Below are 21,064 nucleotides of genomic sequence, written 5' to 3' on the forward strand. Positions count from 1 at the left end.
CTCAGAACTGGTAGCGACGCAGGCGCGTCTGGACGAGAAACAGGTAGACGCAGACGCCGCCGAGGATGATCAGGAACATCATCGTGGCGATCGCCGCACCCATATTGGGATCGCCGGTCTGCAGCTGGAAGCCGAAGAAGGCGCGGTAGAGGAAAGTGCCCAGAATATCGGTCGAATAGTTCGGGCCGGCCAGCGCCCCTTGCGCGGTGTAGATCAGGTCGAAGGCGTTGAAATTGCCGACGAAGGTCAGGATCGAGATGATGCCGATCGACGGCAGGATCAGCGGCAGCTTGATCTTCCAGAACTGCGAGATGCCGGTGATGCCGTCACATTCGGCCGCCTCGATCACCTCTTCGGGGATCGACAAAAGGGCTGCATAGATCAGCATCATCGGGATGCCGACGAACTGCCACACCGAGATCAGGCTGAGCGCGGTCAGCGCATATCGCTCCTTGCCCAGCCACGGCGTGAACAGGCTTTTCAAGCCGACCAGGTCCATCAGATGCGGCGCCACGCCCCATAACGGCGACAGGATCAGTTTCCAGGCGAAGCCGACGATGACGAAGGACAGGATGGTCGGCACGAAGATCGCGGTGCGGTAGAAGGCGGCGAATCTCAGCCTCGGGCTGGACAGCAATGCCGCTAGCATGACACCGATCGGGTTCTGCACCACCATGTGGATGATGAAGAACCAGGTATTGTTCCGCAGCGCGTTCCAGAAGCCGACCGACCAGTTGGGGTCGCCGAACAACGTACGGAAATTAGTGAAACCGACGAACACCTGATGCTGATCGACATTGCGGAACAGCGACAGCTGCAGCGTGCCGGCGAGCGGCAGGATCATGATCGCCGTATAGACCAGCAGCGCCGGCGCCAGGAAGACGCCGATATGCCAGCGGAACGGTCGTTTCGGTCGTGTTTGTGCGGCCATGAGTGCGGTCCCCGCCGAGGTTTAGCAATGCCTTCGACGGCAGCGCTGCCCCCTCACCCTTACCCTCTCCCCGTGAAGGACGGGGAGAGGGGGCGCCTGCGTTTCGGCTGATCCTTCTCCCCGTCACTATACGGGGAGAAGGTGCCGGCAGGCGGATGAGGGGCGGCGCCGTCGTTCGCAGTCGATGATGCTTTCGAAAAACGCAGGGCCGTCCACTTGGGGCCCTGTCTGTCTCTGAGCTTACTTGCCCGGCTTGTACCAGCTATCGAGGCCGTCCTGCAGCTTCTTGGCGGCAGCTTCCGGCGTGTCGGTGCCGTTGATGACGTTGGCCGATTCAACCCAGGTTTCGTTCTCGAGGTTCGGCGTGCCGCGCGACAGGATCTGGTAGGTCGAGCGGATCGTCGACTTGCACTTGTCGCGCCAGGAGACGAATTCCTGCGCCAGCGGGTCTTCCATCTTCACCGGGGTGGAATTTAGGCTGAAGAAGCCCGGCAGTGCGTTGGCGTAGATGGTGGCGAAGTCCGGCGAGGCGACCCAGGACAGGAAGGTCTTGGCCGCGTCGGCATTCTTCGACGCCGCATTCAGGCCCATGCCGATATCGGTATGGTCGGAGATGTAGCAGGTGTCGCCGGCCTTCTCGACCGGCGGCGGGAAGGCGCCCATCTTGAACTGCGCCTGGGTGTTGAACAGGCCGATCTCCCACGATCCCGCCGGGTAGATGGCGGCGCGGCCAAGCGTGAACAGGTTCTGGCTGTCCGGATAGGTCTGGGCCTCGAAGCCGTCGCCGAGATAAGGCTTCCACTTGGCCAGTTCCTCATAGGGAGCAACCCAGTCCTTGTCGGTCAGCTTCTGGTCGCCCTTGATCAACGCTGCGCGGCCCTCTTCGCCCTTCCAGTAGTTCGGACCGATGTTCTGATAGCCCATGGTCGCGGCTTCCCAGAGGTCCTTGGTGCCCATGGCCATCGGGATGTAGGTGCCGTCGGCCTTGATCTTGTCGAGCGCGGCGAAGAACTCGTCACGCGTCGTCGGCACCTTGAGGCCGAGCTTGTCGAAGGCGTCCTTGTTGTAGATGAAGCCGTGAATGACCGAGGCCATCGGCACGCAGAAGCTCGCCTTGCCGTCGTCGGTCTGCCAGGCGGCCTTGGCAACGGGCGAAAAGTTTTCCATGCCGGGCAGCGCCGACAGGTCGGCAAGGTTGCCCTTCTTGAACAGTTCGAGCGACTTGTCGAACGGGCGGCAGGTGATCAGGTCGCCAGCCGAGCCGGCGGCGAGCTTGGCGCCGAGTGCGGCGTCATACTCGGTCGGCGCCGACGGTGCGAACACCACTTTGATGCCCGGGTTCTTGGCCTCAAAAGCCGGGATCAGCTTGTCCTTCCAGATGGCAAGGTCGTCGCCGCGCCAGCTTTCGATATTGAGCGTTACGTCATCGGCGTGAGCCAACCCGGCGGTGCCGAGAATGCTGGTGCCGAGAAGCAGTGCCGTCAGTAATTTCGTTGTCATGCTAGTCTCCCTGTTGACCTTTTTCAGGTTCGGTTTTGAGAACAGGGGCCTTCGCGCCCTTGTTCCCCTCGATCGCGGAAAGGGCTGGCCGCAGCTTCTGGCCGGTCCCTTCCAGTATCTTCTCGGCCGCAACGGCGTTGGCAGCGCCGGCGGCGAGCAGAATGGCTGTCTTGACGACGCCGCCGCTCGCTTCGAGCAGCCGCACGGCGTCTTGCCGGTCGCGGCCGCTGATAGCGGCGACGATGCGAGCCGCGCGGTCGCGCAGCTTGATGTTGTCGGCGGTGAGATTGACCATGTAGCCGTCATGGACATGGCCGAGATGAATGGCGGCAAGCGTCGACAGCATGTTGAGCGCGATCTTCTGGGCAGTGCCGGCGCCCATGCGCGTCGAGCCGGCAATCACCTCCGGTGGCGTCTCGAGCAGGATGGCGACGTCGGCCAGCCTGAGCAGGGGCGTGTCCTTGTTGTTGGCAATGGCGATGGTTGCCGCGCCCCGGCTGCGCGCATCCTTCAGCGCCTGCACCGCATAGGGCGTCGAGCCGCTGGCCGAAATCGTGATCAGGCAGTCGCCCTTGCCGATGCCGGCGCCGGCAATTGCCGTCGAGGCTTCGTCGGTGTCGTCTTCCGGTCCGCCGGCCAGGGTCTTGAAAGCGTCGTCGCCACCGGCGATGAGGATGGCGATGCGTTCGCGCTTGATGCCGAAGGTGCCGGGCAACTCCAGCGCGTCGGCCAGCGCCATCAGGCCGGAGCTGCCGGCCGCAGCATAGGCGAGCTTGCCGCCGCCGTTCAGCCGCCCGGCGATGATTTCGGCTGCGGCGGCGATGGCGGGAATGGCGTCGCGCACAGCCTTGGCGGCCTCGATCTGCGCATTGACCAAAGAAGAAAGGATGGCGTCCGGGGCCTGGATGTCCAGTCCCTCGGCATTGCTGTGAAGCGCTTCGGTGCGCGGTTCGGCCATCCCTGTCCCTCCGATGGAAGAACAATACCAAAAAAATACCACTTGTCCACACGCATTAACGAAATTGCGAACTGGAAAGCGTTGAGCCGGCAAAATTCCCGGGTTTTTCAACCTGATACGCCTTAATCTTTTTGAAACGGAAATTAATCCCTTGGCTATTGGTATTTTATTGGTATTATCCGCCCGGAGGAGACATCGCGTGAAATTCGTGCTCGGTATCGACGGCGGCGGCACCAGCTGCAGGGCAGCCCTTGCGACAGGCGATGGCGTTGTCATTGGCCGTGCCAAAAGCGGCGCCGCCAACATCCGCACCGATCTCACCGGCGCTCGCACCCACATCGTCGAGGCTGCTCGTCAGGCCTTCATCGCCGCCGGGCAAGATCCGGACCTGATCCCGCAGACACCAGCCATTCTCGGCCTTGCCGGCGCCAATGTCGGCACCTACCGCCAGCAGCTTGAAGCAATCCTGCCGTTCAGCATCAGCCGCGTCGAGACGGACGCCGAGATCGCGCTCGAAGGGGCAGTCGGCTCTGGTGACGGCGCCATGGCCATCCTCGGCACCGGCACCGCCTATATGGCGCGCAAGGGCGGCACGTCGCGCGCCATCGGCGGCTGGGGCTTTCAGGTCGGTGATCAAGGCAGCGGCGCCCGGATCGGCCGCGACCTGCTGGAGCAGACGCTGCTCGCCCATGACGGCGTCCGGCCGCGCTCAGCCCTGACCGACAGCATGATGGCCATTTTCCGCAACAATCCCGAAGACGTGGTCGAGTTCACCACCAATGCCAAGCCCGGCGATTTCGGCGGCTTCGCGCCCAAGGTTTTCGAGCATGCCGAGAAGGGCGACAGCGTCGCCAACTGGATCGTGGACAAGTCGGTTGCCGATGTCGAGGCGTCGCTCCACGCGCTCGACCTCTCTGATGACGCCCCGCTCTGCCTGCTCGGCGGGCTGGCGCCGCTCTATGGGCCGCGCCTTTCCCAGCGCTACCAGGCGCTGCTGAAAGCGCCGCTCGACGATGCCCTGGGCGGCGCCGTGCAGATGGCGGCCCGCATCTTCGTCAAAGCGGAGGCGACGCGATGAGCGATGCCGCCGACCAGATCTTCGCCACGCTGAGGCAGTCGTCGCAGAGCGGCGCCCCGCTCTACCTGCAGCTCAGGAAAAGCATCGAGGACGCCGTCAATCGCGGCCTGATCGGGCCGGGCGATGCGCTGCCTTCCGAGCGCGACATCGCCACCAAGGCCGACATTTCGCGCGTCACCGTCCGCAAGGCGGTGCAGGATCTGGTCAAGGGCGGCATCCTCGTGCAGCGCCACGGCTCCGGCACCTTCGTCGCGCCGCGCATGGAGCGCGTCGAGCAGTCGCTGTCCAGGCTCACTTCATTCACCGAAGACATGGCAAGGCGCGGCATGGCGGTGCGTTCAGCCTGGCTCGATCGCGGCCTCTACGCGCCCTCGCCCGACGAGATGATGGTGCTCGGCCTGTCGTCGAACGAGCTGGTGGCGCGCGTGGCGCGCCTGCGCATCGCAAACGACACGCCGCTGGCCATCGAGCGCGCCTCGTTGTCGGCCAGCGTGCTGCCGGATCCGGCCGGGATAGGCTCGTCACTCTATGCGGCGCTGCAACTGACCGGCAACCGGCCGGTGCGGGCGGTGCAGCGCATTTCCGCCGCCAATCTCGGCGACGCCGATGCGCGTCTGCTCGAAGTGCCATCCGGCATTGCCGGCCTGCACATCGAACGCATTTCCTATCTCGCGAGCGGCAAGGTGATCGAGTTCACCCGCTCCATCTACCGCGGCGACGCCTATGATTTCGTCGCCGAACTGCGCCTGACAGGGCCGAGCGAAGAGGGCCGACCATGATCCCCAAGACCACCCATATGCGGCGCGAGATCGACGAAATTCCGCAAGCCGTCGCGCGCCTGCTCGATGGCTCGGCGGCGGTGCTGACCGAGGCCGGACGCGGCATTCGCGAGCGCGATCCGAGCTTCGTCGTTACCGTCGCGCGCGGTTCGTCCGACCATGCCGCCACCTTCATGAAATATGCCGTCGAACTGACCGCCGGCCTGGCCGTGGCATCGGTCGGTCCGTCGATCGCCTCGATCTACGGCGCCAAGCTCAAGCTCGCCGGTTCCGCTTGCCTCGCCATCTCGCAATCCGGCAAGAGCCCTGACATCGTCACCATGGCCGAGACGGCACGGGCCGGCGGTGCGCTCACCGTCGCCATCACCAACACCGCCGATTCGCCGCTGGCGCGGGCTTCGGATTTTGCCATCGACATTCTGGCCGGCCCCGAGCGCAGCGTCGCGGCGACCAAGACATTCGTCAATTCGGCGGTCGCCGGCCTGGCGCTGATGGCGCATTGCACCGGCGACGACAGACTGCTGGCCGCCCTTGCCCGCCTGCCCGAGCATTTCAGCAAGGCGATCGCCTGCGACTGGATGGCGCTGGCCGGCGCATTGGAGACGCCGCAATCGCTGTTCATCCTCGGCCGTGGCCCGTCGGCAGCGATGGCCGACGAGGCGGCGCTGAAATTCAAGGAGACCTGCGGCATGCATGCCGAGGCCTACAGTGCAGCCGAAGTCATGCACGGCCCGCTGGCGCTGGTCGGGCCAGGCTTCCCGGTGCTGGCGCTCGCCGCCCGCGATGCCTCCGAGCCGTCCGTGGCAGAGGCTGCCGACAACCTTGCCGGCAAGGGTGCAGCAGTTTTTGTAACCTCGGACAAAGCCAAGAGCGCGGCGCGGCTGCCGCATGTCGCCACCGGTCATCCCTTGACCGACCCGCTGACGCTGATCGTCTCCTTCTACGGCTTCGTCGAAGCCTTCGCCCGCCATCGCGGCCTCGATCCGGACGTACCGCGCAATCTGCGCAAGGTGACGGAAACCGTATGAGCGACCGTTTTGCCCTGACTGGCGCCCGAATTTTCGATGGCGACGACTGGCATGATAACGCCGCCCTTGTCGTGCACGGCGATGTGGTCGAAGGCATTCATCCCGTCGGCGCCATTCCGTCGGGCGTTGCCCGCATCGACGCCGGGGGCGGCATGCTGGTGCCGGGTTTTGTCGACCTGCAGGTCAATGGCGGCGGCGGCGTCATGCTCAACGACCATCCCGATGTCGCCTCGCTGGCAACAATCTGCCGGGCGCATGCGCCGTTCGGCACGACCGCACTGCTGCCGACGCTAATCACAGATACGCCTGACATCACCGGCGCGGCCATTGCCGCCGGCACCGAGGCGGCACGGCAAAAACTGCCGGGGTTTCTCGGCCTGCATCTCGAGGGACCGCATCTCTCGGTCGCCCGCAAGGGGGCGCATGACCCGGCTCTGATCCGGCCGATGACGGATGCGGATGAAGCGGCGCTGGTCGCGGCACGCAAAAACCTGCCGGTGCTGCTGACGACGATCGCGCCCGAATCCGTCGAGCCCGCCCGTGTTGCGGCTTTGGCCAAGGCCGGCATCGTCGTCAGCCTCGGCCATTCCGATACCGGCTATGCCACGGCCAGAGCCTTTGCCGACGCGGGCGCCAGCGTGGTCACACATCTGTTCAACGCCATGAGCCAGATCGGCAACCGTGAGCCGGGGCTGGCGGGTGCGGCCATCGACATAGGCAGTCTGTCGGCCGGGATCATTGCCGACGGCATCCATGTCGATCCCGCCACCATGGCAATCGCGCTGCGCGCCAAGCAGGGGCCGGGCAGGATCGTGCTGGTCACCGACGCCATGGCGACGATCGGCACCGACATGACGTCGTTCACCCTTAACGGCCGCATCATCTATCGCAAGGATGGCAGTCTGCGGCTGGCCGACGGCACGCTGGCCGGCGCCGATCTCGATATGATCTCGGCCGTCCGCTACATGCACAGGATCGTCGGGCTGGACCTGTCGGAAGCGTTGCGCATGGCCTCGCTCTATCCGGCGCAGGCGGTCGGCCAGGCCCACCGGCTCGGCCGCTTCGCCAATGGCACGGCTGCCGATATCGTCGCTCTGTCGGACGCCCTCGACGTCAACGGCGTCTGGATCGGCGGCGACAAGGTTTTTGCAGGCGCGGACAGTCCGCGCTAAAGTCCACCCATGCATGATGTCGACTGCGTTGTCGCCGGAGCCGGTGTTGTCGGCCTCGCCATTGCCCGCGCGCTGGCGCTGTCGGGCCGCGAGGTGCTGGTGGTCGAGAAGGCCGCAGCCATCGGCACGGGCACCAGTTCGCGCAATTCGGAAGTCATCCATGCCGGGCTTCATTATACGCCGGGCAGCCTGAAGGCCCGTCTCTGCGTCAACGGCCGCGAGCGTCTCTATGCCTATTGCCGCGAGCACGACGTCGCCCATCATCGCACCGGCAAACTGATCGTTGCCGTCGAACCCGACCAGTTGGACAAACTGCAGGCGATCCAGATCAACGCGGCGCAATGCGGAGTCGGTGACCTCAAGCTTTTGACGCGCGCAGAGGCCGAAAGCCTGGAACCGGCGCTGAGCTGCGCCGGCGCGCTGCTGTCGCCGTCAACCGGCATCGTCGACAGCCAGGCGCTGATGCTGTCATTGCGTGGAGACGCGGAAGCGGCCGGCGCATCTTTCGCCTTGCTCACCGTTGTCTCAGGCGCGAGCATCGAAGCCGACGGCATCCGGATCGACACGCGCGACGCCGATGGCGAGGGTTTCACCTTGAAGACCGGCGCCTTCATCAACGCCGCCGGCCTCGACGCGCAGGCGCTCGCCGGCCGCATCGAAGGCCTCCCGCAAGACCGTGTTCCGCCGCTGTGGCTGGCGCGCGGCAATTATTTCGCGCTTTCCGGCCGCTCGCCCTTTTCGCGGCTGATCTATCCGGTGCCGGTCCATGGCGGCCTCGGCGTGCATCTGACCCTCGACATGTCGGGGAGCGCGCGCTTTGGCCCGGATGTCGAATGGATCGATCGCGTCGACTATACCGTCGATCCCGCACGAGGCGCTGCCTTCTACGACGAAATCAGGCGCTACTGGTCCGGCCTGGCGGACGGCGCCCTGCAACCGGCCTATGCCGGCGTCAGGCCGAAACTGTCCGGTCCGGGCCAGCCGGCCGCCGACTTCGTCATCCAGGGACCGGCTGACCACGGGGGCGGTCAGATCGTCAATCTGTTCGGCATCGAGAGCCCTGGCCTTACCGCCAGCCTCGCCATGGCAGAGCATGTCGTTGGGCTTTTATATCCGCAATGACGGACGTTTCCTGAAACGTCGGGCAGGCGCATACCATGAAACCTTTTGATATGGAGGTCGTTGTCGGGGCATATGTCCGAGGCAAAACCCAAATCGGAACCGACCGACGGTGTCGGAGCGCGCGATGCCACGAAGTCGCGCCGGGAAAAGCCGTCACGGCAAACGCGCGGAGATGGACCGCGCGAGGACACGCCGCGCGAGAAAAAAGCATCGACAGTGGAAGCCGCCTCCGAGCCCGTTGGCGAGGCTGCGCCGCCGCCGGATGCCGTCGAACCCGATCCCAAGCTGACGCCTGAGCAGGCCGAGCAGGCGCGCAAGAAATATCTGCTGCGGCGTTTCTGGATCAGCGGGCGCGGCTATTGGGGGAGGCATGGCGACAAGCTCGCCTGGCCTTTGACGATCGGAGTGCTGCTGCTGATCTGCATCAACATCGGTTTCCAGTATGGCATCAATGTCTGGAACCGCTCGATGTTCGATGCCCTCGAGCAGCGCAACGCCCGCACGGTCTATCTCCTCAGCGCCGTATTCGTGCCGCTGGTGATCTGCAGCGGCAGCCTTGTCGTCGCGCAGGTCTACCTGCGCATGACGATCCAGCGCCGCTGGCGTTCCTGGCTGACCACCGGGGTGGTCGCGCGCTGGCTGGCAAACGGCCGCTACTACCAGCTGAACCTCGTGGGCGGCGACCACCAGAACCCCGAGGCCCGCATGACCGAGGACCTGCGCATCGCCACCGAGTCGCCGGTCGATTTCACCGCCGGCGTCCTCAACGCGTTCCTGTCGGCCTCGACCTTTATCGTCGTGCTGTGGACCATCGGCGGCGCGCTCACCCTGCCGATCGGCGGCGAGAGCATCACCATTCCCGGCTTTCTGGTCATCACCGCGATCATCTATGCCGCCATCACCTCGACCTCGATGGTGGTCATCGGCCGCGATTTCGTCCAGCTCTCCGAGCGGAAGAACCAGGCGGAGGCCGAACTGCGTTACACGCTGACGCGCGTGCGCGAAAACGGCGAGAGCATCGCCTTGCTGGGAGGCGAGGACGAGGAGCGCAGCGGCATCGACAGAAATTTCGGCCACGTGCTGAGGCAATGGGCTCTGCTGACCGGACAGCACATGCGCACGGCGGCGGTGTCGCAGGGATCGAGCCTGTTTGCGCCGGTCGTGCCGATCCTTTTGTGCGCGCCAAAATTCCTCGAAGGCTCGATGACGCTTGGCGAGGTGATGCAGGCGGCGTCTGCCTTTGGCATCGTGCAAGGCGCGTTCGGCTGGCTGGTCGACAACTATCCGCGCCTCGCCGACTGGAACGCCTCCGCGCGGCGCATTGCCTCGCTGATGATGTCGCTCGACGGGCTCGAGCGCGCCGAGCAGAGCGATGCGCTCGGACGCATCAACCGGGGCGAAGCGGAAGACGGCGCCATCCTCAGCCTCGACAATCTTTCCGTGACACTCGACGACGGCACCTCCGTGGTCAAGGAAACCGAGGTCGTGATCGAGCCGGGCGAGCGGGTGCTGGTTTCAGGCGAATCCGGTTCAGGCAAGTCGACGCTGGTGCGGGCCGTCGCGGGCCTGTGGCCATGGGGCGGCGGCAGCGTCAATTTCCACACCGACAGGCGCCTGTTCATGCTGCCGCAACGCCCCTACATCCCTTCCGGAACGCTTCGCCGCGCGGTCGCCTATCCCGCGGCGGCGGACAAGTGGACCATCAAGCAAATCAAGGCTGCCCTCGACAAGGTGGGGCTTGGCTATCTCACCGGCAGGATCAAGGAAGAGGCGCCATGGGACCAGACGCTGTCGGGCGGCGAAAAGCAACGCCTCGCCTTCGCGCGCCTGCTGCTGCATCGCCCCGATATCGTGGTGCTGGATGAAGCGACTTCGGCGCTCGACGAGAAGAGCCAGGACACGATGATGTTGACGGTGATCCGCGAACTGCCTGACGTCACCATCATCAGCGTGGCGCATCGTGCGGAGCTCGAAGCCTTCCACAGCCGCAAGATCACCCTGGAGCGGCGGGAGGGCGGCGCCAAGCTCGTCAGCGACGTCGACCTCATCCCGCGCAAGCGCAAACGCAGCCTGCTGAACCGCGCTTTGTGGGGTTCCAGCACTCGGGTGAAAAAGCCGCGCAGGTAAAAGGCGCCACTGCCGAACCGCGAACAGAGATGTCCAGGCGAAGCGCTTGGGCAAAGACATTAGCCGGCTATGGATTAGCCGTAGAGACCCTTGTAGGTCTCGCGCAGCAGGTTCTTCTGCACCTTGCCCATCGTGTTGCGCGGCAGCTCGTCGACGAAGATCACCTGCTTCGGATGCTTGTATTTGGCCAGCTGGTCGGCAATGGCGCCAACGATCTCGGCCCCGGTGATCTGCGATGCCGGCGCCCGCACCACGACAGCGGTGACGCCTTCGCCGAAATCGGGATGGGCAATTCCGATGACGGCACTTTCCAAGACGCCGGCAACCGCGTCGATCTCGCTCTCGATCTCCTTGGGATAGATGTTGTAGCCGCCGGAGATAATGAGATCCTTGCCGCGGCCGACGATGTGGACGTAGCCGTCCGCGTCGATGATGCCGAGGTCGCCGGTGATGAAGAAGCCGTCCTTGCGAAACTCCGCCTTGGTTTTTTCCGGCATGCGCCAATAGCCGGAAAAGACATTCGGACCTTTGACCTCGATCATGCCGACTTCACCCTGGCCAAGCGCATCGCCGCTGTCAGGGTCGGCGATGCGCAGCGAAACGCCGGGCAGCGGGAAGCCGACCGTGCCGGCCCGACGCTCGCCCTCATAGGGGTTCGACGTGTTCATGTTGGTCTCGGTCATGCCGTAGCGCTCGAGAATGGCGTGGCCGGTGCGCTCGCGCCAGGCCTTGTGCGTTTCGGCGAGCAGCGGCGCCGAGCCGGAAACGAACAGGCGGATGTTCTTCGCCGCCTGGGCATCCAGCCCGTCCTGCTGCAGGAGCCTGGTATAGAAGGTCGGCACCCCCATCAGCACTGTCGCGCGGGGCAAGAGCGAGACGATGCGGCCGGCGTCGAATTTCCGCTCGAACAGCATCGAGGCGCCGGCCATCAGGGTGACGTTGGTGGCGACGAACAAGCCGTGCGTATGGAAGATCGGCAACGCGTGGATCAGCACGTCATCCCCGGTGAAACGCCATTGCTCGACCAGCACGCGCGCATTGGAGGCCAGGTTTTCATGGCTGAGCATGGCGCCCTTGGAGCGTCCGGTGGTGCCGGATGTGTAAAGGATTGCGGCCAGATCGTCCGGCCCGCGCGCCACGGCGTCGAAATCCGTGGGCTGTTGTGCCGCCAGTGCGGTCAGCGAGCCCTCACCATTGCTGCCAAGCGTGACGGTGGCAGCACCCGACGCCTGCGCCAGGGGCGCGATAGCGCCGGCGCGGGCCGGGTCGCAGACGACCAGCCGCGGCTCGGCATCCCCGAAGAAATAGCCGAGTTCGGCCAGCGTGTAGGCGGTGTTGAGCGGCAGGAAGACCGCGCCGGCGCGCAGGCAGGCGAGGTAAAGGAAAATGCATTCGGGGCTTTTTTCGACCTGCACGGCAACGCGGTCGCCCGGCTCGACGCCGAAATGCCTCAGCGCATGTGCCAGCTGTGCCGATTGCGCCAGCATGTCACCATAGGCGATTGCGCGTCCGTCATCGGTCGCCATCAGGATGCGCTCGGAGGCTGAAATCCGGCTGCGGAACGCGTCGAACAGGTGATTGGTCATGCGCCTTCCCTAGAGCATGATGCCGAAAAGTGTGAAGCGGTTTTCGGAGGACATAATGCTCTACCCTTTGATTTAGAGCCGGATGGCCTTGGAACAAAGGAAACGATTTCGCCTCCGTCCGGCAAAAACGTGAAATCGGGTTTGCCGCCGATCAGATGAAGGCAAGCGGACTTGGATAACGGGCGATTTTGGATAGCGGGCGGATTTTGGATAGCGGACCGGAAGCGCTTCTATCTGCGGCTGCGCAGCGCCTTGGTGGCGCTCACGCGTGGATCGCCGCTGTCGTTGAAGCGCTCCATGCACATGGCTGCCGTCAGACGGTAGTGGTTGAGGAGGGCTTCAACGGCGCCGTCGGCATCGCCATCCACCGTGCGCTCCGCAATCAGCCGATGTTCACTGATTTCGTCGCGCTCGCTGCCGTCCTGGGAGATCAGCCGGTAACGGGAGGCCTGATCCGAAAGCTGGTCGCAAAAGCCGGTCAGCCAATGCGAGCGGCAGCCTGCGATCAGTGCCCGATGGAAGGCGCGGTGCAGCTTTTCCCATTCCGGATTGTTCGAGGACGGATCCTCCGGCAAGCGGCGCGGGGCACGCGCCAGGCGATGCAAGGCCAGCACGAGCTGCTCTTCCCATTCGCCGGTGCGGTTGGCAATGGATTCACGCAGCGCCCGCTCTTCCAGCCAGCAGCGGGTGCGCGTCAATTCCTCGAGTTCCGGGGCACTGACCGGCATGATGAAGAAACCGCGCTGGTCGTGGCGGCCGAGCAGGCCTTCCGAAGCAAGTCGGTTGAGGGCCTCGCGAACCGGTGAGGCGCCGGCGCCGTAACGGGAAACCACCCATTCGACACGAAGCTTGCTTTCACTTTCAAACACGCCGCGCAGGAGATCGTCGCGAAGCTGTTGATAGACCGTACTAGCGAGTGTGCTCTTGGGTCCCGCGCCTTCGCTCACATCGGCAGATCCGTAGGTCAATATGACTCCTGTAGCTCTCCCATGCTCCGCTAGCCCGTTCGCGAAGCAAACGATTTCCCCTGTAAATTTACTGTAACTCCTAAGGCATCCGCCCCTCAAGCGAAAGATCACGATATTCGACTTAAAGAGGAAGGTTGACCGCATCTTATCCGCCGGAAGTAACTAAAATCGTGAAAAACTTGTTCTTCTGAAGAAAGTTTGTCTGCCAGCATGGCAGGTGCCCTCGAGAAACAGCTTCGAGATCCCGAATACGGATAATTTTTTCTTAACGCGCGTCATGCCGCCGGATTGACCTCTCCCCGCATGCAGATCCCTTCGGCAGTTATCCACTAGATTTATGGGCCAAAACTAGTGCCGGATGCCGCGATCCTGTCGCTTGCCGCGATGCCCTTGCGGCTGCCACCCGTTGACGGCTTTTTGGGAGATCGAAGGATCAGGCAGGGAGATCAGGCCGAGGAGAACCGACCAGCCGGGAACTTGCCCTGGAACTGATGTCAGCCGGCAGCCCGGTCGGCCGCGGTTCGGATGGCTTCTATATTGGCCCGGTAGGCTTCGACGCTGCCGCCCTTGAAGATGGCGGCGCCTGCCACCAGCACATCGGCGCCGGCTGATGTGACCAGGGGGGCGGTTTCCGGCGACACGCCGCCGTCGATCTCAATGCGAATCGGCCGGTTGCCGATCAGCGCTTTCACCCGCTTGACCTTGTCGACCATGGCCGGGATGAAGGCCTGGCCGCCAAAGCCCGGATTGACGGTCATGATCAGGATCAGGTCAAGCCGGTCGAGCACATATTCGATCGCACTTTCCGGCGTCGCCGGATTGAGCGATACGCCAGCCTTCTTGCCGAGATCCTTGATGGTCTGAAGCGAGCGGTCGAGATGCGGTCCGGCCTCGGCATGCACGGTCATGCCGTCGCAGCCGGCATCGGCAAAGGCGGCCAGATAAGGATCGGCCGGCGCAATCATCAAATGGCAGTCGAAAAAGGCCTTGGTGCGGTTGCGGATGGCCTTGATCACCGGCGGGCCGAAGGTGATGTTGGGCACGAAATGCCCGTCCATCACGTCGAGATGAATCCAGTCGGCGCCGGCCGCCGCCACCGCCTCGACCTCGTCGCCGAGCTTCGAGAAATCCGACGCCAGCACCGATGGCGCGATCAGGGTCTTCCTGCTCATGATGCGGCCCCTTTGGGCGCCCTGTTTGCGGGCGCGGCCTTGACGACTGCTAGAGCAATTCCAGGAAAAGTGGGAACGGCTTTCCGTCCGGAATTGCGTGAAAACAAAGAGATAGAGCGGTTCGGCGTTTCCACGAAACGATGAACTGCTCTAGACCATGATCCCGAAAAGGGAAAGTCGGTATTTGCTGCGCCCGGCAGCGGGTTCGGCGAATACCTGGCCGCCCGATCGCCGCAGCGCGCCCAAGGAAAACCCCGCCGGATCGCTCCGACGGGGCTCTGAATTTTGACTCGTATCCAGATCCTATGGCTTGAAGTTGGCCGCCGGATCCCTTTGCGGCTGTACCTGCGTCTGCGGCGTGCGCTTCGGTATGAACTGCTGAAGGACACCTGGATTGAGCAACAGGGTCGGATCGAGCGACGGCTGCTGCCGGATGGCTCTGCAGTTCGGGAACCGACCAACGGTGCCTTCGGGGCAGCGCCGCCTGATGATCGGCACGCACTGGCCGCCGACCATCTGCGAGCCCGGGGCGCAGTCTCCCACCTGCGGCCTCGGCTTGCGGCATGCGCCGTCGATCACCTGGGTGCCGCGCGGGCAAACACACTCGCCGCGCTTGTTGTGCACCTGGCCGCGTATGTCGCACTGTTCCAGCACAGGCTTCTTCTGCCGGCAGGCATTGCCTTGCACCTCGGTACCCCGCGGGCAGACACAATTGCCGTTGGCGTCGTGGACCTGGCCGCGGATCGAGCACTGCTCGGGCTTCGGCCGGATCGGCCGGCAGACCTTGCCCCTGACTTCTGTGCCGTCCGGGCAGACGCAATCGCCATTGGCGTTTTGGATCTGACCACGGATCGAGCATTGTTCAGGCTTTGGCCGGATCGGCCGGCAGGCTCCATTGCGCACCTCTGTCCCACGCGGGCAGACACAATCGCCATCGGCGTCATGAACCTGGCCGCGTATGCCGCACTCCTGAGGCTTCTGCTTGTCGCGCACGCAGGCATTTGCCTGTCGGTCGAGATGCGTACCTTCCGGGCAGTAGCAGCCATTGCCGTCCGACGTCGGGACCGAACCGGGGATGGTGCAGCCAGGGTTGTCGGTCTTGACGCAAGCGCCGTTCTCAAGCTCGGTTCCGCGCGGGCAGACACAGCGTCCATCCTCGGTGCGGATCTGGCCCTTGAGCAGCACGCAGGGCCTCGGATCCTTCGGCTGGATGATGACGCCGCCGTCGGGCGAGCACTGGCCGTTGCGGAACGTCGTGCCTTCCGGACACACGCACCGGCCGGCATCGTTCATGACGAAGCCTGGCGAGCATTCCTTCTTCACCTCGCGCTTGATGGTGAACGGATGGCAGGCATAGGCCTTGCCGCGATCGCCCTGGACGTTGGTCAGGTCGCCGGGCAGTACGTCGCCGCCGCCTTGCACCCTGGTGTCGGGAGACAAGACGCCGACGCAGTTCTGGCCGCTGACGTTGCCCCGCAGATTGACCAGGGGAGCGTCGGGAAGGACCACGGTGACCTTGTGCACATGGCTTTCCCCGGCGCCGAGCGTCAGGTTGGCAATGCAGGTCAACGGCAAGGTCGTCGGTTCGGGCGAGCAGCCAAAGGGCGGTTCGATCGAGGTGATCGCGACGCCTTGCAGCCGCCCCAGGCCGTCCACCCCGATCGCATCGCCGATGCGGACCGGACCGGAGAAGGCGGTCTGGCCATCATTGGTGATGGTGATCTCGAACGAGCAGGGTTGCCCCGGCTGGCACTCGGCATCGCCGGTCTTCTTGACGCTAATGGTGGACGTGCCGCCGCCCTTGGCGCAGGCCTGGCCGATCGGGTAGACGACGTCGTCTCCAGGGGCCGGGCCGTATGAGCCGCGTGCGCAGTTCTCGAACGCGCCATTGGCCAAGACCGTCACGTCGAAGTGCCTGGAGGTTCCGGGCGTCATCGCGGCGCCGGGTATCTGGCATGACAGCGCATTGGCCGGAACCGCTCCGCAGGCCCATTCCGCACCGTCGGGTGTGACGGTCTGGATCTGGACCGGCGCGCCACCCGATATCAGCGTGGCAGCATCGTTGACCCGCACCGGACCGGTGGGGGCAGAGGTGCCAAGGCTGATGACGGTGATGCGGCAGGAAACCACCGCCGCACCGGCGAGCGAGCCATTGCAGACCTTGGTGATGCGTAGGGTCGGCTTGCCGCCATTGGGATGACGGAAGCGTTCCTTGGCGCAGGCCTTGTTGTTGGTGAGGTCGACCTCACCGGAGACGGGCTTCAGCGCCGCGCAGTTCTCGACCGAATCCGACTGGTAGCCGGCCGGCATGACCGCCCTGACGACGATCGGCGTCGATGCGCCCGGCATCAGCACGATGCCGGCATTGTCGCAGCGGAACTGGCCGGGACCGTTCGGTCCGCATGTCCAGGGCGGAGACGGGCCGAAGGTCGAAGAGGCCGGCGCGCCGCCCGGGTAATTGTCGACAACCGTCAACGGCCCATTATAGGGGACGCTGCCATTGTTGATGATGTCGATCACGAAGTAGCAGATGCCGTCGGGCGTGCAGACCGGGATGCGGGCACGCTTCTTCAGGATCAAGTCGACCTTCTTGTCGACTGGGGGCCGGCAATCGCGGTCGCGGTCGCCACGCCGGCAGATCGGGATCGAGGCACAGCCGCGATCGTTCTGCTGGCTGCCGAACAGCGGCTTGCCGCTGGCGCCGTAATTATAGGTGGCGCAGTTGCGCAACGCGCTGCCTTGCCAACCACCCGCCGGCTTGAAGCCGAGCTTGAGGTTGATGGAGGCCCCCGGATTGAGCGTGGTCACCGGATAGGTGCACGTCATCGGGGTCACGCCGGGCATGCATACCCAGGGCGGGTTGGGCCCTGAATCCAGAGTCGAGCCGGCCGGCAGCGTCACCTCGTCGAGCACGATCTTGCCGTGATACGGCCCGTCGCCGACATTGGTGACCTTGATGGTGAAGTCGCAGCCGCCGCCCATCGTGCAACGCGTCACGTCGGCGCGTTTCTCGACCTTGAGGTCCGGTTCCTTGTCCTTGGGGGGACATCTCAAGTCACGCGGGATGACGATGTCGATGGTCTGCGTGCAGCATAGTCCCCAACCCTCCTTCGGGCCGGCATAGGTCTCGATGCCGGTGACGATGAGGTGGATGACGTCGCCGGGCGATGCACCGACGATCTTCCAGTTCAGCACACCGCCGCCCGCCGGCACCAATTGCGTGTCGGGGATGATGGTGATGCCTGGGGTCGTCGTCGATACCTGCACCCATTTGCCGCCCATCTCCGGGCCGACAGGCATGTGGTAGATGAACGCGCCGCCGCCTTGCACGCAATCGACCGTGCCGCGCTCCACCTTGAAACATTCCCGGTCGGGAGGCGGAGGCCGCTTGTCACAGTTGGTGAGGTCGATCTTGATCGAGGTCTTGGCCCCGGTCTTGTAGTCGCCGTCGTCGGGCTTGCCCGGATCCTGCGACGGGATGATGGCCCCCGTGCCGACGCCCGGCGTCACCTTGATCATGCCCTGGTTGTCGACGATGGTCGGCGAAGGAAACGCCGCATGGTCGATCTTGGCGGTGATCTTGAAATTGATGACGCGTTCATTGCCAGCCCCAGCGCCGTCGAGGTCGGTGGTGGAAATCCGGAAATCGGAAACCCTTGCCGTATCGTTCGGATTAGCCGAGGTGCTGATTGTCGCACCCGGCAGCGGTCCGCCAGACGCATCCGTGCCGTCGCCGGACACGTTGACGTTGACGATCGCAAGACCGTGCGGAAGCTGATCCTTGAAGTCGAGTTGGAGTTTCTTCAGCCTGGCCGAAAAGCTTGGGTCGGCAAAGCCTTGCGAGTCGCCGCGCAGGCCAAAGCTCAGGGAGTAGACGACGTAGTCGCAGCTCCTCTGTGTGCCTGTTTTGGTGAAGAACGGCACGATCCGTTCCGGCCTCGGATTGACGATTTTTGAATTGTCGAGGTCGAGCCGCAGTTCCGGAGTGATCGGGACTGCATCTTCGGCGTGGCTTGCCACAGGGGTGAACATGGCGACCGCGATACCGGCCGCCATCAGCCAGCGCGCGCCGCGCCTGGCATATGACAGGGGTTTCATGATGGTCTCCATGACGGTTGGCTGCTTGCCGGTGGATTGACTGCTGTTCGCGGTCGGGGAAAGTGCGAGATTTTTCATCTTCCCCTCCTCAACGTTCGCAGCTGACGGCTGGGGTTCTGAGCGGCAAAGTCATCTTGCAGCAAGGGTAGTAGCCACCCTTGTCCTTGTCGGACTGCCTGTAGAAGCAAAGTCCAACATCGACTCTGTCGCCCGGAGAATGGCCGGTGATGTCGACCGTGTAAGGCTTACCGGGAGCATGCGACTGGGGTGATGTCACCCCGACGCCTGGTGTCCTGGACTTTGTCTCACTGGAAGGCTGGACCTTGATCGAATCGCCGCCAAAGCCGGCATGGTCATGGAGATAGAGGTCGGCCTGGAGGCCGCGAGGCGTGCAGTAGAACTGAACATCCTCGACATCGATGCACGGAGGCAGATCGCCGGGCGGTGGGAAGCCCGGCGGATAGAACGGCGGCAGATAACCGCCTGGGATCTCTTCATAATAGCCGGCACGGCCGTCGCAGGGGTGCCAGACCTCGACGTCGCCGACATGGCCTTCCACTTCTGGGTCTTCGAAATAGCCGTCGAAGTCGACGAACCACGAGCCGAAAGGCGGCACGTTGGCCGGCTTGACCAACGGCGTCGGCGTGATCTGCACGCCGTGCACGGCAAGCGGCCCGCCGGCGGCGAGCTGGTCGGCAAGTGTCGGGTTGTCGCGCAGCTTGTCGCCGGTGTTGACCAGCGTGTCGGTGCACACGCCGGTGTCGAGATTGCCGTCGGCGTCATAGCCATATTGCAGGTCGAGCCCACCGGCCGACTGCCGGTTGCCTTGCGGGAAGCCGACTGCATATTCCTGCGGCTCTTCCACCCAGACCGATTCCGTCGCCGGATCGTCCGGGTTTTCGCGCCAGTAGCGGATGACCTCGCCCTTGCCGGAATCGGCGAACTGGCTGTAATCGTAGCGATTCTCGACCGGGCCGCGCTGCGCCAGATACATGAAGCCCTGGCTGTCGAAGGCGATGTCGGTGACGGCGTAGTCCTTGTCGGCCTTGACCGTCAGCTCCCAGCGCGGATCACCGGCAAAGCTGCCATCGCGGGCAATGCCAACCGACCAGATCTCGGCCTTTTCGCCGACCGAATAATAGAGCCGGCCGCCATGATAGGCGACGGACCAGACGCGGCGTTCGTCCTGCGTGTAGCCCCATGTGTCGGGGTCTTCCGAGTCGAAGGCAGCACCCTGTATGTCCATCACCGCACCGTCATCGGCGACGGGAGCCAGCCCATGCGCCGGCCGCCCGGCAACGCCGTGATCGAATGTGTCGATCAGCGTGCCGTTGGCGTCGAGGCGGTGGATGAAGCCCGTGTCGAGGTCGCTGGCGAAGAACTCGCGGTGATTGCTGTCGAAGCTGATGTCGCCGATGCCGGAACCGCTGTTGGTGTCAATGTCGGCGAATTTGGAGACCGCGCCGGTGATGCCGTCGATCTTCCAGATCGTGCCCGGACCGCCACCGCTTTCGGTGCCGAACTGGCCGTCCATGAAGACGGCGCCTGCGGTTCCGCGGCGCTGTCGCTCGGGCCGACCGTCGGCATCTTCGTCCGGGGTGACGATACGGATGCCGTGCAGCGAGGTCGCGCCGGCATAGAGGTTGGGGACGCCCGTGGGAACGCCGTCGCGCACACCGTCATCATAGGTAATGGCGAATACCTGGCCGATCTGTTCGGCCGTCACCTCGAAAGGCGGCGGCGTGTAGACGAGCTGGCCGGAAGCCGGTCCGCCGAGCGCCGAAACGTCGAAGACGCGCAAGGTGGCGCGCGTCGTGTCGATGAAGGTTTCGTCGACCGGGTCGACGCCGGGCGGCAGCCCCCCCCTTTCGGAATCGGCAGAGTCGAAATTGGGAATGACGGTGCCGGAAAATCCGGTGACCGCCATCGAGCCGGGATAGATGATCTGGGTTTCCTGCGCTTGGGCGGCTGTGTCCAACCAGAGCGTGGCGCTCAGCGCCAGGGCAAGCAAACCGCCGGCCAGATGGAGCGAACGGCGCAAACCGCCGCTTGGAGACGACATGGACGCGCCGCGATCGCAGGACATAAAACTCCCCCCGAAGTTTTCGGGAGGAACATCCGGTCCGGCCGCGCGAAACAGGGCAAGGCGCGGCGTTCCGGCACGTTCGTCCCTGATCGAATTGTCTGCTTTCCTCATCTTCACGATACGCCTGCTCCTGCGCAGGGTCAACGGAATCAGCCGAAAGCCCAGCGCATCGACTCCATCCCGAAGGCGGTGGTCGCGCTGAGCTTGCGTTGGTCCCGGAGACCGTGGAGCCTCTGGGGTCCTGGTCATGGGGGCATCCTTTCCGGCCCGCACCATGCGGCGCCTGGTCGTCAGTCGCAGGCTGGAGCGGAAAGGTTCATGCAAAACGGCGGCCGGGTCTGTCCGCCATTTCACAGAGGCGCGGCCAATTCCTTGTGTCAACTCAAGGTGGAAAACAGTCTTGGCGCGCGAAAGACCGGCCGGCTTACTTACCGTCAGTGCCGGCTTCTGCTAGCGTCT

At 64.3% G+C, this 21,064-nt stretch carries 14 protein-coding genes; 6 read left to right on the forward strand and 8 right to left on the reverse strand.

Going from position 1 to position 21,064, the window contains the following annotated elements; all coding sequences use genetic code 11:
- Nucleotide 1 precedes the first annotated feature (1 nt).
- The 3 genes from NL532_RS01070 to NL532_RS01080 all read right to left on the reverse strand — a co-directional run bounded on the left by NL532_RS01070 (nucleotide 2) and on the right by NL532_RS01080 (nucleotide 3,389).
- The gene (locus tag NL532_RS01070) at nucleotides 2-931 is read right to left on the reverse strand and encodes a carbohydrate ABC transporter permease (RefSeq protein ID WP_023828605.1); all 930 of its coding nucleotides are present in this window, start codon (nucleotides 929-931) and stop codon (nucleotides 2-4) included.
- Nucleotides 932-1,171: 240 nt separating this feature from the next.
- Nucleotides 1,172-2,431: an ABC transporter substrate-binding protein gene (locus tag NL532_RS01075; protein WP_023668844.1), complete on the reverse strand. Its 1,260-nt coding sequence runs from the start codon at nucleotides 2,429-2,431 to the stop codon at nucleotides 1,172-1,174.
- Between the two features lies 1 nt (nucleotide 2,432).
- Entirely contained in the window at nucleotides 2,433-3,389 is a 957-nt protein-coding gene (locus tag NL532_RS01080; protein ID WP_023828606.1) for an N-acetylmuramic acid 6-phosphate etherase, read from the reverse strand.
- A gap of 199 nt (nucleotides 3,390-3,588) precedes the next feature.
- Between NL532_RS01080 and NL532_RS01085 the strand changes: the two genes are divergently transcribed.
- The 6 genes from NL532_RS01085 to NL532_RS01110 all read left to right on the forward strand — a co-directional run bounded on the left by NL532_RS01085 (nucleotide 3,589) and on the right by NL532_RS01110 (nucleotide 10,695).
- Nucleotides 3,589-4,467, forward strand: coding sequence for a glucosamine kinase nucleotide-binding domain-containing protein (locus NL532_RS01085; protein ID WP_023668846.1), 879 nt, complete (start codon nucleotides 3,589-3,591; stop codon nucleotides 4,465-4,467).
- Nucleotides 4,464-5,246, forward strand: a complete 783-nt coding sequence (locus tag NL532_RS01090) for a GntR family transcriptional regulator (protein WP_023732576.1) — start codon at nucleotides 4,464-4,466, stop codon at nucleotides 5,244-5,246. Before NL532_RS01085 ends, NL532_RS01090 begins: the two co-directional genes overlap by 4 nt.
- Nucleotides 5,243-6,274, forward strand: a complete 1,032-nt coding sequence (locus NL532_RS01095) for an SIS domain-containing protein (RefSeq protein ID WP_023694234.1) — start codon at nucleotides 5,243-5,245, stop codon at nucleotides 6,272-6,274. Before NL532_RS01090 ends, NL532_RS01095 begins: the two co-directional genes overlap by 4 nt.
- On the forward strand, nucleotides 6,271-7,446 hold the full coding sequence (gene nagA / locus NL532_RS01100; RefSeq protein WP_023732577.1) for an N-acetylglucosamine-6-phosphate deacetylase: 1,176 nt from the start codon (nucleotides 6,271-6,273) through the stop codon (nucleotides 7,444-7,446). Before NL532_RS01095 ends, nagA begins: the two co-directional genes overlap by 4 nt.
- 9 nt (nucleotides 7,447-7,455) lie before the next feature.
- Entirely contained in the window at nucleotides 7,456-8,568 is a 1,113-nt protein-coding gene (locus tag NL532_RS01105; RefSeq protein WP_023828607.1) for an NAD(P)/FAD-dependent oxidoreductase, read from the forward strand.
- A 72-nt stretch (nucleotides 8,569-8,640) separates the two neighbouring features.
- Nucleotides 8,641-10,695 carry an ABC transporter ATP-binding protein/permease gene (locus NL532_RS01110; RefSeq protein ID WP_027049251.1) on the forward strand — a complete coding sequence of 685 codons (2,055 nt, stop codon included), beginning with the start codon at nucleotides 8,641-8,643 and terminating at the stop codon, nucleotides 10,693-10,695.
- A 74-nt stretch (nucleotides 10,696-10,769) separates the two neighbouring features.
- Here the strand turns inward: NL532_RS01110 and NL532_RS01115 are convergent, their stop codons facing one another.
- From NL532_RS01115 to NL532_RS01135, 5 genes are all read right to left on the reverse strand, one after another.
- On the reverse strand, nucleotides 10,770-12,281 hold the full coding sequence (locus NL532_RS01115) for a malonate--CoA ligase (RefSeq protein WP_031202829.1): 1,512 nt from the start codon (nucleotides 12,279-12,281) through the stop codon (nucleotides 10,770-10,772).
- A 230-nt stretch (nucleotides 12,282-12,511) separates the two neighbouring features.
- Nucleotides 12,512-13,249, reverse strand: a complete 738-nt coding sequence (locus tag NL532_RS01120; RefSeq protein WP_023694237.1) for a GntR family transcriptional regulator — start codon at nucleotides 13,247-13,249, stop codon at nucleotides 12,512-12,514.
- Between the two features lie 494 nt (nucleotides 13,250-13,743).
- Complete coding sequence (gene rpe, locus NL532_RS01125) at nucleotides 13,744-14,421, reverse strand: ribulose-phosphate 3-epimerase (RefSeq protein ID WP_023746599.1); 678 nt, start codon at nucleotides 14,419-14,421, stop codon at nucleotides 13,744-13,746.
- 303 nt (nucleotides 14,422-14,724) lie between these two features.
- Complete coding sequence (locus tag NL532_RS01130; protein ID WP_023828610.1) at nucleotides 14,725-18,597, reverse strand: DUF7929 domain-containing protein; 3,873 nt, start codon at nucleotides 18,595-18,597, stop codon at nucleotides 14,725-14,727.
- A gap of 10 nt (nucleotides 18,598-18,607) precedes the next feature.
- Nucleotides 18,608-20,881 (reverse strand): NHL repeat-containing protein, encoded by a 2,274-nt coding sequence (locus NL532_RS01135; RefSeq protein ID WP_031202833.1) that lies wholly within the window; start codon nucleotides 20,879-20,881, stop codon nucleotides 18,608-18,610.
- Between the last annotated feature and the right edge of the window lie 183 nt (nucleotides 20,882-21,064).

This window comes from Mesorhizobium sp. C120A (assembly GCF_030323105.1).
Lineage (GTDB): Bacteria > Pseudomonadota > Alphaproteobacteria > Rhizobiales > Rhizobiaceae > Mesorhizobium.

Bases quoted from the DNA above. Each gene is read 5' to 3' on its own strand.
- NL532_RS01070 (WP_023828605.1), bottom strand. From the start codon at position 931: ATGGCCGCACAAACACGACCGAAACGACCGTTCCGCTGGCATATCGGC.
- NL532_RS01075 (WP_023668844.1), bottom strand. From the start codon at position 2,431: ATGACAACGAAATTACTGACGGCACTGCTTCTCGGCACCAGCATTCTC.
- NL532_RS01080 (WP_023828606.1), bottom strand. From the start codon at position 3,389: ATGGCCGAACCGCGCACCGAAGCGCTTCACAGCAATGCCGAGGGACTG.
- NL532_RS01090 (WP_023732576.1), top strand. From the start codon at position 4,464: ATGAGCGATGCCGCCGACCAGATCTTCGCCACGCTGAGGCAGTCGTCG.
- NL532_RS01095 (WP_023694234.1), top strand. From the start codon at position 5,243: ATGATCCCCAAGACCACCCATATGCGGCGCGAGATCGACGAAATTCCG.
- nagA (WP_023732577.1), top strand. From the start codon at position 6,271: ATGAGCGACCGTTTTGCCCTGACTGGCGCCCGAATTTTCGATGGCGAC.
- NL532_RS01105 (WP_023828607.1), top strand. From the start codon at position 7,456: ATGCATGATGTCGACTGCGTTGTCGCCGGAGCCGGTGTTGTCGGCCTC.
- NL532_RS01110 (WP_027049251.1), top strand. From the start codon at position 8,641: ATGTCCGAGGCAAAACCCAAATCGGAACCGACCGACGGTGTCGGAGCG.
- NL532_RS01115 (WP_031202829.1), bottom strand. From the start codon at position 12,281: ATGACCAATCACCTGTTCGACGCGTTCCGCAGCCGGATTTCAGCCTCC.
- rpe (WP_023746599.1), bottom strand. From the start codon at position 14,421: ATGAGCAGGAAGACCCTGATCGCGCCATCGGTGCTGGCGTCGGATTTC.
- NL532_RS01130 (WP_023828610.1), bottom strand. From the start codon at position 18,597: ATGAAAAATCTCGCACTTTCCCCGACCGCGAACAGCAGTCAATCCACC.
- NL532_RS01135 (WP_031202833.1), bottom strand. From the start codon at position 20,881: ATGGTGCGGGCCGGAAAGGATGCCCCCATGACCAGGACCCCAGAGGCT.